A 15504-nucleotide genomic window follows, 5' to 3' on the forward strand; every position below is an offset into this window, starting at 1 on the left:
CTTTTTTAAATTAATTAATACTAATCAACATCTAGAAGTTATCAGGAATCAGACTTCATGTGATTGAAGCTGATTGTAAAAAATTAAAGGCAATCCAGAATATGAACAAAGTATTTGAACCAGCACAACTTGGGCGTTATACCTTAGGAAATCATCTTGTTATGGCCCCGATGACTCGTTCTCGTGCCCAATTCGATGGTACACCAGGTGAGCTCTCAACAGAATATTATGCACAACGAGCAAGCGTTGGCTTAATTATTACAGAAGGTGCCCAACCTTCAGATGATGGACAGGGCTATCTTGCTACACCTGGTATTTACACTGATGCGCATATTCAAGGCTGGAAAAAAACAATTGACGCTGTACATGCAAAAGGGAGCCATATCTTTATCCAATTGATGCATGCAGGGCGTATGTCACATCCAGACAATACACCTCATCATCGTTTAGGTGTTGCTCCATCAGCCATTGCTCCAGTAACAGGTATGTTTACTGCGACAGGCATGCAAGATATTCCAACCCCTAAAGCATTAACTATTGAAGAAATTAAGCAAACCATCCAAGACTTTCGACATGCAGCTAAATCTGCAATTCGGGCTGGAGCAGATGGTGTCGAGATTCATGGTGCTAATGCTTACTTAATTCAACAATTTTTTGCACCTAGTGCTAATACTCGTACCGATGAATATGGAGGTTCTATTGAAAACCGTGCACGCTTTGCAATAGAAGTCGCAACTGCTATCGCAGAGGAAATTGGAGCAGATCGTACAGGTATTCGTCTATCACCAGGAACAACCTTGTGGGGAATTGATGAAGGTGAAGAGGGTCCAGATCTATACCGTTATCTAGTAAAAGAACTTAATAAATTAGGGCTTATTTATGTGCATGTCATGCATCAAGGCAATGAAGAACTTTTAGCGGATATTCGTCATCTTTGGAAGCAAAAATTCATTCTTAATCGCCCAGATCAACTACGAGAAAAAATTGGAACTGATCTTGAGAGTGGTTTAGCTGATTTAGAAGCCTATGGGCAAATGATCTTAGCCAATCCTGATTTTGTGGAACGTTTAAAAATCAACGCTCCCATGAATGAAGCAGATCGTTTGACGTTCTTCGGTGGAACAGAGAAAGGCTATATCGATTATCCAACACTTGCTCAAACATAAGCTAAGTCAATTGAAAGACGGAGAAAACCATGTCTGAAATCTTATCACTTGAACGCATTAATATCGGTAGTCAGTTTAGAGCTTATGGCTTAAGAGGTGCGTATAAATCAACTAATCCATTTATTGGTGTTGATCATGCTTGGATGAGTGGACCGACTTTTCCTCCTCATCCACATCAAGGCTTCTCAGCAGTTTCATATTTATTCCTTGATTCAGAAACAGGAGTTAATAATCGTGACTCAATTGGAACTCAAAATCTTATAAAACCTGGTGGTCTACATTGGACCACCGCTGGTAAAGGGATTGTACATGAAGAGGTTCCAGCTGAAACAGGAAAGACCGTACATTCCTTACAAATTTTTATTAACTTGCCATCGCACTTACGAGAAACCGCACCAGGTTTTCTCATCCTTGAAGCTGAAGATGTCCCTACACTATATCGAGAAGGGGTTAAGGTTCGCGTGCCTTTAGGGCATTTTGAAGAAGTTCAATCACCACTGACCCCACCCACTGAAGTCACAATGTTGGACATTAGTTTAGAACCCAATGCAGAAATTGTTTTGACTCTACCACCTGAACATTCTGGTTTTTTCTTGGCTGTCTATGGCGATGTTTGTGTAGATGATCAGACTTTTAAGCTTGATGATTTACAGGTTCCTATTTTTGAAGAAAAAGAAGTAGCTCAGTATATTTCTTTGAAAGCTCTCGAACGAGGAGCAAAACTCGTTTTCTTTAGTGCTAAACCATTATCAAATTAAATGAGGGAACTCAAATGACTTTTAAACGATTTACAAGCGAAGACTCAGCATTATTATTGATTGATCATCAAGTTGGAACAATGAGTTGGGTGAACTCGATTTCTTTCGAGGAGATGAAACAGCATGCAATTATGTTGGCTAAAACAGCAAAAATTTTTAATATTCCAACGGTACTTACATCAAGTATGGAAGAATATGCTCAGGGTCCTTTGATAGAGGAACTTAAAGAGATTTTTCCCGTTGAATTTGAGACACGTATTAAACGTTTAGGTATAGTTAATGCCATGGATGATGAGAACTTTGCCAAAGCTGTCATAGCAACTGGTCGTAAACGTATTATCATTGCAGGTGTGACGAATGATGTCTGTACTGTTTATCCAGCATTGACTTTAATTGATCAAGGTTATGAAGTTCAAGTAGTGGCTGATGCAGGCGGTTCACCAAGTAAAATGGCTGATGATATTGCTTTGCAACGTATGTTAAAAGCAGGTGTAACCTTAACAAGCACAAATCAACTTATCGCTGAATTGACTGGTAACTGGAGTACCCCTGAAGGTATGCAAATTGTGCAAGAAGTTGTTATGCCAGCGTTACAAGGTTAAGTTATAGCAAGGTCAGTTATGAATTTTAATATTCATAACTGCCTTATTTTTTGTGCATAGTAATTTTTTTATCGCAGAATTTTTAGTTAAGCTGTTGCTTTTGAAGTTTAGTATCATCCCTAGTTTAGAATTCCAGTTTTTCCAGTTATAACCCCCGCCCAAAGCTTTATAGAGCTCGATTTTATTATTCAACTTAGTCTGTTCAAGTATCAATAAGCCTTGTTGAGCAGCATAAGCTGAACGTTGTGCATCCAATTATGCTTAGGTTCAGACTCTCAGCTTTTACCCATACAGGCTCATCGAAGGTTACGCGAATAACTTCTTGTGCTGCTGATAAATAATCGCTAAGGGATAATTGAGGTTCGGACGTTTAAATAAATTATTGAAAGTAATATATCTATATGAACAAAGAAGATAACTACCCTCATAAACCATTATCAAAGATGTTGAATTAAGTTTCATATTTAGAAAATACTAGCGATTATTCTTGCTGGGATCATTGCTATAAAAACCCAAGAAGATTTATTCTGATTTCTATTGAATTTACAATTGGTTAGGGTTGTTAATGGTTGTGCCTTTGTTCTAATTCACTATAGCTTCTTATCCTTTTATTTAAATAATGTCCTTAAATGATATTTATTACAACTTTGAAAGTTCTAAAATGGAACTCTAATAAGGTGGATAACAGAGTCGACAAATCAGATGAAAGTTCTTGTCTCAAGCAAAATGGTATCAGGGAAATTTAAGGATAAGATTAATCTCCAATTAGCAAAAATATCTGGTGATTTATTGGGTGCGGTGACACCAGATAAGCAGGAGTTACTTCCCAAAGAATATGATTTGAGTCCACATACGGAATATAAGCGCTATGGGAGTACTCACTATGGTGTGATGATTCCAGATTTACCTGAACCTTATCGATATCTTTCTTGGGCCTCTGTTATTGGTTATGTTGGTTTTCCAATAACTGATTCTGAGTATCAAATATCCAATCGAGGAAAGGGTGATACGGCCTCTTTAGTTCATGGTACAGCCTTATCGACCACTGAAGAAGCATTTAGAACCTATTCAATAATTGACGATATAGAATTCAGCAATGAGCCATTCTCAGTCAATTTCAAGAATGATACTTCTTTTAAAGAGTGTGAAGAGGGGTATCTCCTCACTACGAACAGAGATGATCTACAGCTTGAGTTAAAGCTGAAACCAACTAAAGCTATTACTTGGTTTGCTTATAGTTCCTTGTACAAGCATTTTAGTGTATTGATGCACTACGAAGGACGAATGATTCAGAAGGGAGAAACCGTAGAAATAAAAGGGCTCTGTACACTGGAGTCTTGGAAAGCCGTCGCAACTTCAATGTTGAAAAACACATTACTTGTTAAACATATCCAACTTCCTGTAAAGATTTTCAGCTACCAAGTAGTCAACCTAGATGAAAATCAACAATTGTTACTTGCATTTATCTGTTACCAAGATAAACCAATACTGACCTCAATTTATTACCGACATACGAATGGTACTTCAATTCAATTTAATGGTGACGTGCTATTTGAGGTTACAAATAATCAGGCTGAACCTCAAATTACTCCAGATGGATATAGCATGTATGTTCCAAATACATTCAAATGGATTGCCCATCATGATGGTGAAAAGATCCTAGAAATCTATGCCGAAGTGGATACGCCGTATTGTTATGGTCTAGCAGCAGGTTTTGTTAGTTCCTATAAGTGGCAAGGAGCATTTAAAGGTAATGATTTACAAGGTAGAGGATATATGGAGTTTATTGATAGACGCTGATAAGACTCGATGCTACCTATCAAATAGTTTTCATATCACTGATATTTACTATAGATTTAAAGATTCCCGATTATTTTATACTCACAAAATATAAAATATTTAGAAGTATCAAAAATATATTATGAATTATGGTGTTCTAGTGGAAAAAAAACCATCCTTTCAAAAGCCTCATATTTCTTTAAATTGGTTAAAGACATTTGATGTAGCAGCGCGGGTGAATAGTTTTAAGTTAGCGGCAGATGAACTATGTATCACACCATCAGCTGTCAGTCAGCAAATTAAAGAATTGGAACGGGCTTTGGGTATCCCATTATTTAACCGTAAAAGCCAAGGACTGTATCTGAATGAAGCAGGTCAGATTTACTGGCAAGAAATTAGAACCGCCCTCAGCATTATTCAGTCAGCCACGGATAAAATACGTCCAAATAAGTATCAATATAAGCTAAAAATCAGTTTAATTCCGCCGATTGCCAACCATTTTATCTTTCCAAATCTAGCGTGTTTCAATAAGCAACATCCTGATATTAAGCTAATTTTTGAAGTTAATGAAAAACTGGTGGACTTAAATACATCAGATGTTGACGTAGCGATCCGCTATAGCTCATCCCTTGGAAAAGAGGGGGATTACGAGAAGTTAACCCCGGTTTTAGTACAACCAGTCTGTAATCACATATTGGCCCAGACGCTGGATTTAAGTGCTAATCCGCACAATATCGTAAATGCACCCTTAATTCATATGTCTAATACACCATCCATGTGGACAGATTTTTTAAAGGTAATGGGCTTAGAGAAAGCACTGTCGGTGAATGATATCTATGTGAATGATTATCAAGCAGCCATGAGTGCGGTACTCAGCCAAGGCGTGGCCATTACTTTGTATTCATTAGAAAAATCTTACATTAAACAACACAACTTAGTGAACTTTCCCAGTTTACAGTTGGAGTTTGGAGCTATTTATGCAGTAACCGCTAAAGGTCGGCTGCAAGAAACTGCGATTGAACATTTCATTACTTGGCTAAAAAGCTTATTGAAATCCTCAGATTAAGTTTTTCTAATCTGAGTACAAAAAAAACTCGTTTGCACTCTTTTTTTCATCTCTATAGTTTTGGTATCCAGTTTTTATCAAAATGGTGTGCGATATGAGTCCTCAGGCTTACAAATTTTCTTATGATAATGATTACCGTGTACAACACTTAATAAATACCAACCTCTCTACAGGAGGGCTTAGTGGGGCAGCAAAAGCGGCCTCAGCTAAACTAATAAGAGAAATATTGGGTGTCACCAAGGTTGATGCGAAAAACCCGCCGATGCCAAATCCTGTAATTTTTCCGCCGTATGCTAATTCAAAAAAATATGGGATCACCCATTTTGGAATCATGATCCCTGATCTACCTGCGCCTCATTATTTTCTGGCATGTGCAACGATGTTAGGGTCAAGCGGGTTTAAAGTTTATGATATTGATCATGCTATGAGCAAAGATGGTCCACGTCATACAGCTGTTCTAGCGCATGCCACTGCGGTATCCACACAGGATGGCTTTAAGTCTTATTCCATGTTGGATGAGATGACCATTGCAAAAGATGGCAGCCTGATCAAATTTGCAGAGGATCTGGAGTTTTCTGGGCTTTACCCTCACTACCGCCTAAAAAGTAATCGTGAGAATTTTTCTGTCGATTTACAGTTAGAAGCCACTGGTGATATTACTTGGTTCTGTAAGAGTAAGGTTTACAATCATTTAAGCCTATTAACTCGATACAAAGGAACCATTACGACTCATGGTGAAAGCATGGATGTTTCAGGGCTTTGTACCTATGAATATGCACGAGGCTCAACGCCATATTTAGTACGTAATAAGAGTATTCCTGAATTTGCCAAGTTCCCATTTGATACGTTTAGTTATCAGGTGATAGACCTCGATGACAATACCCAGCTATTACTTGTGTTGCTCGGAATAGTGAAATCACCCTTTCTTGTGTCAGCGTATTTACGTACAGCTGGGAAAAATGGCACACACCGAGTGAACGCCACGGTTAACTTTGAAGTTTTAAATTTACAGGATCAGCCTGCTGTAGCCCCAGATGGCTCCCTTACTCCGATGGTCAAAGACTTTCGATGGACGATAGTCGCTCAAGATAAAAAATTCAACTTTGAAATAAATGGCACAGTCGATACCCCAATGGTATTTGGTTTGGGTAGAGGTTTTATCGGTGGCTATAAATGGAAAGGTACCAGAGCGGGTGTTGCCACAGAAGGTCGTGGTTATATCGAATATGTTGATCAACGTGGACAATAAGAGGTTTTTTAACCCTTTTTTTACGCTTTGGAGTAAACCATGCACAATCCAATCAATCTTAGCACTCCCTTTCAATTGAGTTCATCAGTTGTACTGCCAAACCGAATCGTAAAATCTGCGTTAAGCGAGGTTTTGGCGGATAAGGATGGGAATCCAAACAAGAGTCATATTAACCTTTATAAATGCTGGGCTGAAGGCGGCGCAGCATTATTAATTACGGGCAATATGATGGTTGACCGAAACAATACAGCCGAACCTCACAATGTTGTTTTAGATGAAAAAAGTAATTTGGCTGCTTTTGAGGCATGGGCAGCAGCTGTTAGTAACAGTGGAACACACCTATGGGCTCAATTGAATCATCCGGGCAAACAAACTCCTTACTATATAGTCTGGGAACCAGTTGCTCCTTCAGCAATTGCTTTAACAGGCGGTTTAAAGGCTGGATTTAATAAACCGCGTGCTTTAAAGCAGGATGAAATCATTAACATTATCAGACAGTTTGCGACCAGTGCACGTTTGGCCAAACAAGCTGGTTTTAGTGGTGTGCAAATTCATGCCGCACATGGATACTTGATTAATCAGTTTTTATCCCCTTTACACAACCAGCGTCAAGACCAATGGGGTGGCAGCCTAGAAAATCGTCAGCGCTTTTTAGTGGAAATTTATCATGCCATTCGTCATGAAGTTGGTGCTGACTTTCCCATTGCTGTAAAACTAAACTCTGCAGACTTCCAGCGTGGGGGTTTTAATGAGGAAGATTTTATCAGCGTGGTTGAAACGCTGGCAAATATTGGTATTGACCTCATTGAAATTTCTGGGGGGAATTATGAAAGCCAGTCTATGTCTGGTGCAAATGTTCAGACATCTACCATTGAACGCGAAGCTTACTTTTTAGAATATGCAAGAAAAATACGTGACCGGGTTAAAGTACCGCTGATGGTCACAGGCGGTTTTCGTAGTGCATCAGCGATGAATCAGGCCTTGCAAATTGGAGAAACTGATTTAATTGGTTTAGGTCGACCTTTTGCCATAGATCCTAATGTGGCAAATAAGCTTCTGTGCAATTCAAATTACAAGGTCGGAATTCGACAGTTAAGTACAGGTATTAAATATTTGGATCAACTGACTTTGATTAATATTACTTGGTATGAACATCAACTGGCAAGAATGGCTAAGAACCAAACAACACAGCCAAATCTTAGTCCTTGGCTCAGCATTGTAAAAACAGTACAGAGCGCTGGAATCTATCGATTGAGTAAACGACGTATTTAATTTGTATTAAGTAATTATAAAAATTATAGAACCTGCAACCATGCAGGTTCTAAATTCATAGTTTCATGCATAGAATTCTTTCAGTTTACTTTAAGGTGATTCACACTCAGTTTATCTCCAAAGGACATGATGTAATATATCTGAGTTCTGACCACAATAATCTGATCATCCCCTTGTTTACATAGCTCAATAGTATTAGATAAGCGATAGATTTTGGGTATGATATATCGAGTTATCAAATATAAAAGATCCTCAAAAGTCTTAACTTATTGAGGATCAATTTAAAATTCCTCTAAGACTTGTGATAGCTCTCTCTTTTATTTGTATATCTGCTATAAAAAAAGATAAACAAACCCACTAAATACAAACAGCCTGAAAGCAGTAGCAGTGAGATTCCTGCGGCATAAAGTAACCAAGAGGCGTATAGCACAGCAATGAGTGCAATCCAAATATGCTTAGAACGTTTATTTCGCAAAGATTCTTTTAAGTAAAATGCGGAAACAAGAAAGTATGGTAATAAAATCATCACTGAAGAAATTAATAATAACTGCATGTAATTCTTGTCAAAAAAACATACCGCAATCAATGAGATTTGAACCACAATTGAGGTTAACCACAATGATGCGATAGGGACATTGTTTCGGTTAGTCTTAAGGAAAAACTGCGGGAATGCTTTATTTTTCGCAGCGAGAAAAGGAATCTCAGTGGCGAAAAGCGTCCAGCTTAAATAAGAAGAACATACTGAAATAATCAAGCCTAAAGTGATAATGATTGTTCCTGGCAAGCCAATCAATTGTTCTAAAATAGTTGCCATGGATGGATTATGCATATCGGCTAATTCTGCGCGGTTGGCTACACCATAAGAAAGCACAGTGACCAAAACGTAGAAACTTAATGCCAGTAATACCCCCAATATTGTGGCACGACCAATGTCATTTCGTTTTTTAGCGCGTGATGATAAAACCACAGCACCTTCAATGCCCGTAAATACCCAAAGTGTAATCAGCATCAAGTTCCTGACTTGTTCCCACACCGGCATTTGTAATGAAAAATCAAAGTAATTCTGCTTAAAAAGTTCAAGTTTGAATGCAATAAAAGTAAAAAAGATGAAGATTACAATTGGAATGATTTTGGCAATGGTGGCCATTAAATTGACCAGTGAAGCCTCTTTGATGCCTTGGCTTACCAACCAATGCACCATCCACACAAAAATTGAAGAGCCAATCAGTGCATAAAGAGTATTGCCTTCACCGAAATAAACATGATCAGGACGATCTGTAAACATGCCCACGGCAGAAAATGCAATTACTACATATCCCACAATGCCGATAGTTGTACACAACCAATAACCCCATGCGGAACAGAAGCCAATAAGTTCACCGAACCCTTCACGTGCATAATTATAGATACCGCCGTCTAGGTCAGGGCGTTGCCGAGTTAAATATAAAAAAGCAAAGGCGAGAAAAAGAATTCCCACACCCGTAATGAGCCAAGCCATTAATAAAGCTTCGCCATTCGCGACAAATGCCATATTTTGAGGGAGGCTGAACACCCCAGATCCGACCATTGAACTGAAGACAAGGGCGGTTAAAGAAAGTAAGCCAATTTTAGAGGTAGACATAAAGCAGACTTACTGTTTTAAAAACTTTGAGAGTGTTGAAATGTGTTCTGGACCGATACCACAACAACCACCAATCAGGGTTGCGCCCGCATTTTTCCACGCTTGGGCAAATTTTAAATATAGATCAGGGTTTAAGTCAGCACGTACTTCATCTAGACCATCATTGGCCGTTGCTTCACTGTTTTGCGGTGGAAAAGCATTGGCATAGGCGCCAATTTGTATATGGTCGGGGAGAAGTTTTCTGATTGCTACGATGGCTTGTAAAATAACTTCGGGTTGGCAGCAGTTAAACAGCACGGCATCTGCATTTAATCGCTTGAGTAGTTCTGCGACTTGTTCAATGTTTTCACCAGAACGTAAAAGTGGTTTTTCTTGTTGGATTTCATCTTGAAGGGTGAAAGAAACCCAAAAATCTCGATCATCTTTTGGCAATAAAGCATGGACAGTTTCGACTTCTGCAATACAGGATTGGGTTTCAGCTAGCCAAAAATCAACATGTGGAGAAAGTGTTTCTATAATAGGCTTTGCTAATTTCTGAGCTTCTGCTTGTTTAAATAAATCAGCTCGATAAGATCCAAACAATGGTGGCAAACAACCCGCAATTAAAACATCTTTGTCACTTTCTGCTACCGCCAGTTTGGCTTGATTCACAGCGACTTGAACTAGATATCTAACTTCATTGTCGAATCTATCTTGACCGATATGAAATGGAACGACAGCATAATTATTAGTTGTGATGACTTCGGCGCCAGCTCGAATAAAATCTAAGTGAACCTCTTTCACGATCTCTGGCGCTTCTGTTAAAGCTAAAGCAGACCATTCTGGTTGACGAAAAGGTGCTCCTCTACGCGCAAGTTCTCGACCAAAACCGCCATCTAATATTTTCATAAAGTTAAATCATGTTTAATTTTTAAGAAGGCAATTATAATTGAACTAAATAAAGTGTTAAGGGTCAAAAAGACCAAATATTCTTATATCTATATCACATAAAATTGATAGCTTATTTTCACATAAATTTTAGCTTCAAAGCTTGAGCTAAAGTCGAACAAAAATTGTTTTCTGTAAAGCATAGTGCGATGGTATACTTTTAATTAGATGTTTCTTTAGGATGAAAGAAGCGTGAAACTTTGTTGAGAAACAAATATATATAGCTAGGTGAAAAGGATATGGAATCACTAAGCCAACCAGACGTTGAATTTAATCATCACTCACGTAAAGCTGATTTTGCGCAGAACTTGATGTCTTCGATTTGTGGAGAGCATCGACTAGATACAAGTTGTCGTGACGCTTTAGATTTTCATTACGACGGTATTCGTTTGCCACATAAGCGTATGGCGATTGGTACGATTTGCTACGGTGCAAATGTGGCAATAAATATTTCAAATTTAAAAGCTTATAGCATTAGCCTACCGTTACAAGGCAAGCAAATACTAAATTTACGTGGTGAGCATTACGCATCAGATCAACAAAATGGATTGATTGTTTCTAATGCGGATTTACAAGATTTATTGATTGATAAAGAGTGTAAAAAACTTCAGGTTGTTATACCAGAAAGAAGTTTGCAGATCGTCCTTGCTGACTTGCTAAACAAGCCTGTTGATTGTCCAATTGTTTTCAATCCCAAGATGAATGTCGATGCGGATCAGTTTATTGCTGCATGGTGGAAAAATATCCAGCATTTTTTGCAGTTGAAATCGCAATACATGGGTTTTTATGGTTTACAGATGTTGTCTGAGGATTATGAAAATTTCGTTATTAAGGCATTATTGTTATCGCAAGAGAATAACTATTCAAATGAGTTAAAATCTCTATCCAATTATCAAGAACCCGCATATATCCGTAAAGTACGTGACTTCATTGTCGAACATGCCCACGAAGAAATTTGTGCAAATGATCTTCAGCAGTTAGCAGGAGTCTCAAAATCAAAACTTTATGAGGAATTTCAACAGTATTACGGCACGAGTCCTATCGCTTATTTAAAAAAATACCGGTTACAGCAAATTTATAAAATTCTGAGTACCTCTGGTCATTCTAAAAAGATATCCATTTCCCAGTTGGCTTACGAATGGGGATTTAATCATCTCAGTCGTTTTTCTCAAGAGTATAAAGATGAGTTCGGTGAAAAACCGAGTGAGACCAAAATTAAATTTTTATAATTATCAGTGTTCTTATTGGTAAAAAAGCTGATTTAGTGTTGATGCTAAATCAGCTTTTGTTTGTATTTGAAAAATTATGCAGCTTCTTCAAACTTTAGTGGATGTTTAACTTTTGATTTTTCACGGATTACCTTCAGGCTTAGTGCAATAAATGAAATAAATGTTGGGATAGCTAAAATATAGAATAAGCTACTGAGTCCTAAATCGAATGTGAATATAAGTGAACCAAAGAAGGCGCCGATAATTGCACCAATTCGTCCAATACCATGCATCCAAGAAACCCCAACTGCGCGGCATGAAGAAGGGTAGGTGAGAGTAGATAGCGGCAATAGCGATGATTGTGCACCAGCTAATAATGCACCGATTAGGAAAATGGTAATCCCAAGAAATAAGATATTTGAGCTAACAAAACCAGCAACAATAAATAAGCCAAATGCGATTAAATAAGAGTATTTAATGACCACTGTAGGATTTAATTTATCCATATACCAACCCATGATGGTCGCACCGATGACGCCGCCAAATGGGAAAATTGCTGCAATTAAACTAAATTGTTGGGTGGTAAAACCAGCTGTTTTTAAAATGGTTGGCATCCAACTGGTCAATAGATAAAACACAAGTAAGCTCATGAAGCAGCACAACCAAAGCATACTTGAACTCCATAAATACTTTCCAAGGACTTGCTTTACAGGACTCACTTGGGTTTGTACTTCTGCTTGCGCCAATTTTAATGTTACAGCCTCCGCAAATCCATGTCCTTGAATGGTTTCTAAAATTCGTTGGGCTTCGGTATTTCTATTGGTCTTAATTAAATATTGCGTAGATTCAGGAAGTTTAGCAATTAAAACTACAACCAGCAGTAATGGCAATGAACCTCCAATGATAATCACTTTTGCCCAGCCTAAACTTTCCAGTAAATAGGCAGATAATAATCCGCCACAAGATATACCCAACATAAAACCACAACCTGCTAGTCCAGTTAGGAAGGCTTTACGTTTTAATGGCATATATTCGGAAACAATGGTGCTGATATTCGGCATAGCCGCACCTAGACCAATACCAGTAATAAAACGATAAAGGGTCAGGTCTTGAGTAGAGGTTGCAAAACCACAGAGTACCGTGAAGATAGAGAAAATAAGTGTAGTCGAAATGATGACTTTCTTGCGTCCAAATTTATCAGCGAGTGGACCTGAAATAATTGCACCGATAGACATACCCACCAGCGCCGCACTTAATACAGGCGCCAGTTCAGGTTTGGTAATCCCCCAATCATCTAATAGCGCAGGTGCGATAAAACCAATAATGCCTGTATCTAATCCGTCACAGAAAAAAACCAGAAATCCGAGTACGAAAACCAGCCATTGCAGTGGTGAGAGTTTGTCACGATTTATAACCGTGTTTACGTCAATTGTTTTCATCTTTAATCCTTTAAAGTGCTTAGAATTTTTTGGTGTAATTCACGAATATCCGATTTTCACTAAAATCAGTACCATGTTTTACGTCATAATCGATCCAGATGTATTGAAGGGCTAGACCTTTAAGTTCAGGTTGTTGAAAAGAATAGTTCACAATAATGTTAGATTCACTTTCATTGTTTTTAACGTCATCGGTAGTTTTGAAGTTATTGCCATACACGTATTTAAGTGTGGTATTAAGCCCAGGAACATAATCTTTAAAATCATAGTTGTAAATGAAGTGATAAGATTTTTCGTCCTTTTTGACGAAGCCTGTAGCATTCCAGTTGATAAAATAAAATTCAGGTAAGAATCCATCCAATAATGGATAGGCGGTGTCACCATTCAGTTGCTGATAACCTAATCCAAAGCTGTGATTCTGAATTTTTAATGTTTCTAGGAGAGCGAAGTTTTGAGAGTCAATTTTGAATTGATGGCTGTTGTCTTGATCATTGAAGTATTTCAGTTTGGAATTTAGTGAAAAATTTTCTTTTTTCCACGTATGTTCTAGTCCTAAATAATGTTTATTAAAGAGGTTTTCAAGATGGCCAAAGTAATATTCAGCTTTGAGATTTGGGCTAAATTGATAGCGTAAATCGATGTAGTTTAAGCCATCCGAATATCCAGTTACTCCTTTAGAGGTGAAAGAAAACTTACGAAAATCTTCCTCATTACGTGGAGAAACTTTATTGACGCGACCAATTTCAAGTTGAAGTTTGTCATTTACTTGGGTACGTAAATTTGTTCCCCAGTAAGAGTTTAGGAGTTGGCGACTTCCATCAACTACAGTAAATGGGAGATCTAACCAGAGTTCCCCTAGATTTAACAATGTATCTTGATAACCAAGTTTTAAAGTTGCTCCATATTTCAAATAATCGGGTGCCTGTGACTGATTTAATTTATCGAAAGGCAGAATGGCATCAGCTCGATGTTTATCAGAACTTAATCTCACAGCATATTGAGTTGATGCTTTCGCACCAATTTGAATAGGTTCGCCCAACAATTTGAGTGGGCTATCTACCATTTTAGAATCATAAAAGAGTGATGCAGACTGTGACCAACTTCCAACATTTTTAAGCTCTGGATGGTCAAAATCTCGATCTAGATAGGCATTTTTTAGTGTAAATTTCCACTCTTCATTTGCGGAATGAGTATTTGTAGACACCGTGATGCAACTTAGAAGGCTAAGTAACATCAGTGGAGTATTGGATCCTATTTTTGACGTCGGTCTATCCATTTTTAATTGCCTTCCTCTGGGAAAATATGCGGTTCCTTCATGTAATTAATTTTTCAAAAACAAATAACTACATACACTTGATTGAACCCTTTCCACCTAAGATTAACTATCCAAAATTTCCTTAAATTCATCCATTTTTTCCAAAAACGATAACTGGTTATTGTTAGGCTATCCGAGATAAGTTTTGATTTTTAAAAGTTTCCCCCATACCTTTGCCGACATTAGAAAAGAGTACCAACTCATTGAATCTATATTTTTTTTGAAAAAAAAAGCCAAGCAAAAGCTTGGCTGTACTGATGTAAGCAAGTTTACTGGATAAATTGTTCAACGCGCTGATTAAACGCATCAGCCGCTTCAACATTTGAAATATGTGAGGCATCAATTTCAACTAATGTTGAATTTGGAATTTGCTGCTGCATGAATTGTCCATCTGCAATCGTGGTCACAGGATCGTGAGTTCCTGCCATAATTAATACAGGTATCGTGATTTGTTTTAGTTCATCGCGAACATCCGCTTTAGCCAAAGCCTCACAACAATTGGCATAGCCCAGTGCACTGCCAGCACTTAAGTCGTTACATAGGTGGCTGACAACTGAAGGATGACTTTGGATAAAGGGATCTGTAAACCAACGAGATGCTGCTGTTGCAGCAATCGATTCTAAACCTTGTTCACGTACCAATTTGGCACGATCTTGCCATGCTTGTTGTTGTCCAATCTTCGCTGCGGTATTGGCAATAATGACATGACTAAAACGTGATGGATAATGAATTGCTAACCATTGTCCAGTCAGTCCTCCCATCGAAATTCCACAGAAGCTGGCTTTTTCAATCTTCAAATGGTCAAGTAAAGCAATCACATCTTCACCCAGCTGCTGCAAGGTGTAAGGACCAGTTGGTGCAGATGATGAACCATGACCACGAGTGTCATAACAAATCACGAAAAAGCGATCTTTAAAAAAATTAAACTGCTGTTGCCACATCCCAAAATTCGTACCTAGGGAATTGGAGAACACCAGAGCAGGGGCATTTGCATCACCAAATGTCTGATAATGAATATTTACATCGGCAGATTGAAAAGTGGGCATGAGCTGTTCCTTAATTCTGTTGCATACGTTCAATAATCAAAGCGATGCCTTGACCCACA

13 protein-coding genes and 2 pseudogenes are annotated in these 15504 nt (G+C 38.1%); 8 read left to right on the forward strand and 7 right to left on the reverse strand.

The window, feature by feature from the left end; genetic code table 11:
• Positions 1–101 precede the first annotated feature (101 nt).
• Genes EXE30_RS04105 through EXE30_RS04115 form a run of 3 tightly spaced genes read left to right on the forward strand, consistent with a single transcriptional unit; the run spans position 102 to position 2526 of the window.
• Positions 102–1166, forward strand: a complete 1065-nt coding sequence (locus EXE30_RS04105) for an alkene reductase (RefSeq protein WP_130161300.1) — start codon at positions 102–104, stop codon at positions 1164–1166.
• Positions 1167–1195: 29 nt separating this feature from the next.
• The gene (locus tag EXE30_RS04110) at positions 1196–1924 is read left to right on the forward strand and encodes a pirin family protein (protein ID WP_130161301.1); all 729 of its coding nucleotides are present in this window, start codon (positions 1196–1198) and stop codon (positions 1922–1924) included.
• 14 nt (positions 1925–1938) lie between these two features.
• Complete coding sequence (locus tag EXE30_RS04115; RefSeq protein WP_130161302.1) at positions 1939–2526, forward strand: isochorismatase family protein; 588 nt, start codon at positions 1939–1941, stop codon at positions 2524–2526.
• A 150-nt stretch (positions 2527–2676) separates the two neighbouring features.
• Here EXE30_RS04115 and EXE30_RS16185 read toward each other — a convergent pair.
• Positions 2677–2781, reverse strand: a pseudogene (locus EXE30_RS16185) (hypothetical protein); the annotation flags it as partial.
• Positions 2777–2893 (reverse strand): annotated as a pseudogene (locus EXE30_RS16190) (hypothetical protein); the annotation flags it as partial. The pseudogenes EXE30_RS16190 and EXE30_RS16185, both read right to left, overlap by 5 nt.
• 335 nt (positions 2894–3228) lie before the next feature.
• Between EXE30_RS16190 and EXE30_RS04125 the strand changes: the two are divergent.
• From EXE30_RS04125 to EXE30_RS04140, 4 genes are all read left to right on the forward strand, one after another.
• Positions 3229–4326 carry a DUF6670 family protein gene (locus EXE30_RS04125; protein ID WP_130161304.1) on the forward strand — a complete coding sequence of 366 codons (1098 nt, stop codon included), beginning with the start codon at positions 3229–3231 and terminating at the stop codon, positions 4324–4326.
• Positions 4327–4465: 139 nt separating this feature from the next.
• Positions 4466–5371, forward strand: coding sequence for a LysR family transcriptional regulator (locus EXE30_RS04130; RefSeq protein WP_165382361.1), 906 nt, complete (start codon positions 4466–4468; stop codon positions 5369–5371).
• Between the two features lie 94 nt (positions 5372–5465).
• On the forward strand, positions 5466–6620 hold the full coding sequence (locus EXE30_RS04135; protein ID WP_130161306.1) for a DUF6670 family protein: 1155 nt from the start codon (positions 5466–5468) through the stop codon (positions 6618–6620).
• Between the two features lie 39 nt (positions 6621–6659).
• Positions 6660–7892, forward strand: coding sequence for an NADH:flavin oxidoreductase/NADH oxidase family protein (locus tag EXE30_RS04140; RefSeq protein ID WP_130161307.1), 1233 nt, complete (start codon positions 6660–6662; stop codon positions 7890–7892).
• A gap of 292 nt (positions 7893–8184) precedes the next feature.
• Here EXE30_RS04140 and EXE30_RS04145 read toward each other — a convergent pair whose 3' ends face one another.
• Both EXE30_RS04145 and EXE30_RS04150 read right to left on the reverse strand, forming a co-directional pair.
• Positions 8185–9513 carry a basic amino acid/polyamine antiporter gene (locus EXE30_RS04145; RefSeq protein ID WP_130161308.1) on the reverse strand — a complete coding sequence of 443 codons (1329 nt, stop codon included), beginning with the start codon at positions 9511–9513 and terminating at the stop codon, positions 8185–8187.
• A 9-nt stretch (positions 9514–9522) separates the two neighbouring features.
• The gene (locus EXE30_RS04150) at positions 9523–10401 is read right to left on the reverse strand and encodes a homocysteine S-methyltransferase family protein (RefSeq protein ID WP_130161309.1); all 879 of its coding nucleotides are present in this window, start codon (positions 10399–10401) and stop codon (positions 9523–9525) included.
• A gap of 278 nt (positions 10402–10679) precedes the next feature.
• Between EXE30_RS04150 and EXE30_RS04155 the strand changes: the two genes are divergently transcribed.
• Positions 10680–11669: an AraC family transcriptional regulator gene (locus EXE30_RS04155; RefSeq protein ID WP_130161310.1), complete on the forward strand. Its 990-nt coding sequence runs from the start codon at positions 10680–10682 to the stop codon at positions 11667–11669.
• A gap of 74 nt (positions 11670–11743) precedes the next feature.
• On the opposite strand, the gene EXE30_RS04160 is transcribed toward EXE30_RS04155, so the two are convergent.
• From EXE30_RS04160 to pcaD, 3 genes are all read right to left on the reverse strand, one after another.
• Complete coding sequence (locus EXE30_RS04160) at positions 11744–13087, reverse strand: MFS transporter (protein ID WP_130161311.1); 1344 nt, start codon at positions 13085–13087, stop codon at positions 11744–11746.
• 19 nt (positions 13088–13106) lie between these two features.
• Complete coding sequence (locus EXE30_RS04165) at positions 13107–14360, reverse strand: OprD family outer membrane porin (RefSeq protein ID WP_130161312.1); 1254 nt, start codon at positions 14358–14360, stop codon at positions 13107–13109.
• A 308-nt stretch (positions 14361–14668) separates the two neighbouring features.
• Complete coding sequence (pcaD, locus tag EXE30_RS04170) at positions 14669–15445, reverse strand: 3-oxoadipate enol-lactonase (RefSeq protein WP_130161313.1); 777 nt, start codon at positions 15443–15445, stop codon at positions 14669–14671.
• Positions 15446–15504 lie beyond the last annotated feature (59 nt).

Source organism: Acinetobacter halotolerans (assembly GCF_004208515.1).
Classification (GTDB): Bacteria; Pseudomonadota; Gammaproteobacteria; order Pseudomonadales; family Moraxellaceae; genus Acinetobacter; species Acinetobacter halotolerans.

What these genes read in the sequence shown, in the direction of transcription:
- EXE30_RS04105 (WP_130161300.1), top strand. Translation starts at nt 102, where the DNA reads ATGAACAAAGTATTTGAACCAGCACAACTTGGGCGTTATACCTTAGGA.
- EXE30_RS04110 (WP_130161301.1), top strand. Translation starts at nt 1,196, where the DNA reads ATGTCTGAAATCTTATCACTTGAACGCATTAATATCGGTAGTCAGTTT.
- EXE30_RS04115 (WP_130161302.1), top strand. Translation starts at nt 1,939, where the DNA reads ATGACTTTTAAACGATTTACAAGCGAAGACTCAGCATTATTATTGATT.
- EXE30_RS04125 (WP_130161304.1), top strand. Translation starts at nt 3,229, where the DNA reads ATGAAAGTTCTTGTCTCAAGCAAAATGGTATCAGGGAAATTTAAGGAT.
- EXE30_RS04135 (WP_130161306.1), top strand. Translation starts at nt 5,466, where the DNA reads ATGAGTCCTCAGGCTTACAAATTTTCTTATGATAATGATTACCGTGTA.
- EXE30_RS04140 (WP_130161307.1), top strand. Translation starts at nt 6,660, where the DNA reads ATGCACAATCCAATCAATCTTAGCACTCCCTTTCAATTGAGTTCATCA.
- EXE30_RS04145 (WP_130161308.1), bottom strand. Translation starts at nt 9,513, where the DNA reads ATGTCTACCTCTAAAATTGGCTTACTTTCTTTAACCGCCCTTGTCTTC.
- EXE30_RS04150 (WP_130161309.1), bottom strand. Translation starts at nt 10,401, where the DNA reads ATGAAAATATTAGATGGCGGTTTTGGTCGAGAACTTGCGCGTAGAGGA.
- EXE30_RS04155 (WP_130161310.1), top strand. Translation starts at nt 10,680, where the DNA reads ATGGAATCACTAAGCCAACCAGACGTTGAATTTAATCATCACTCACGT.
- EXE30_RS04160 (WP_130161311.1), bottom strand. Translation starts at nt 13,087, where the DNA reads ATGAAAACAATTGACGTAAACACGGTTATAAATCGTGACAAACTCTCA.
- EXE30_RS04165 (WP_130161312.1), bottom strand. Translation starts at nt 14,360, where the DNA reads ATGGATAGACCGACGTCAAAAATAGGATCCAATACTCCACTGATGTTA.
- pcaD (WP_130161313.1), bottom strand. Translation starts at nt 15,445, where the DNA reads ATGCCCACTTTTCAATCTGCCGATGTAAATATTCATTATCAGACATTT.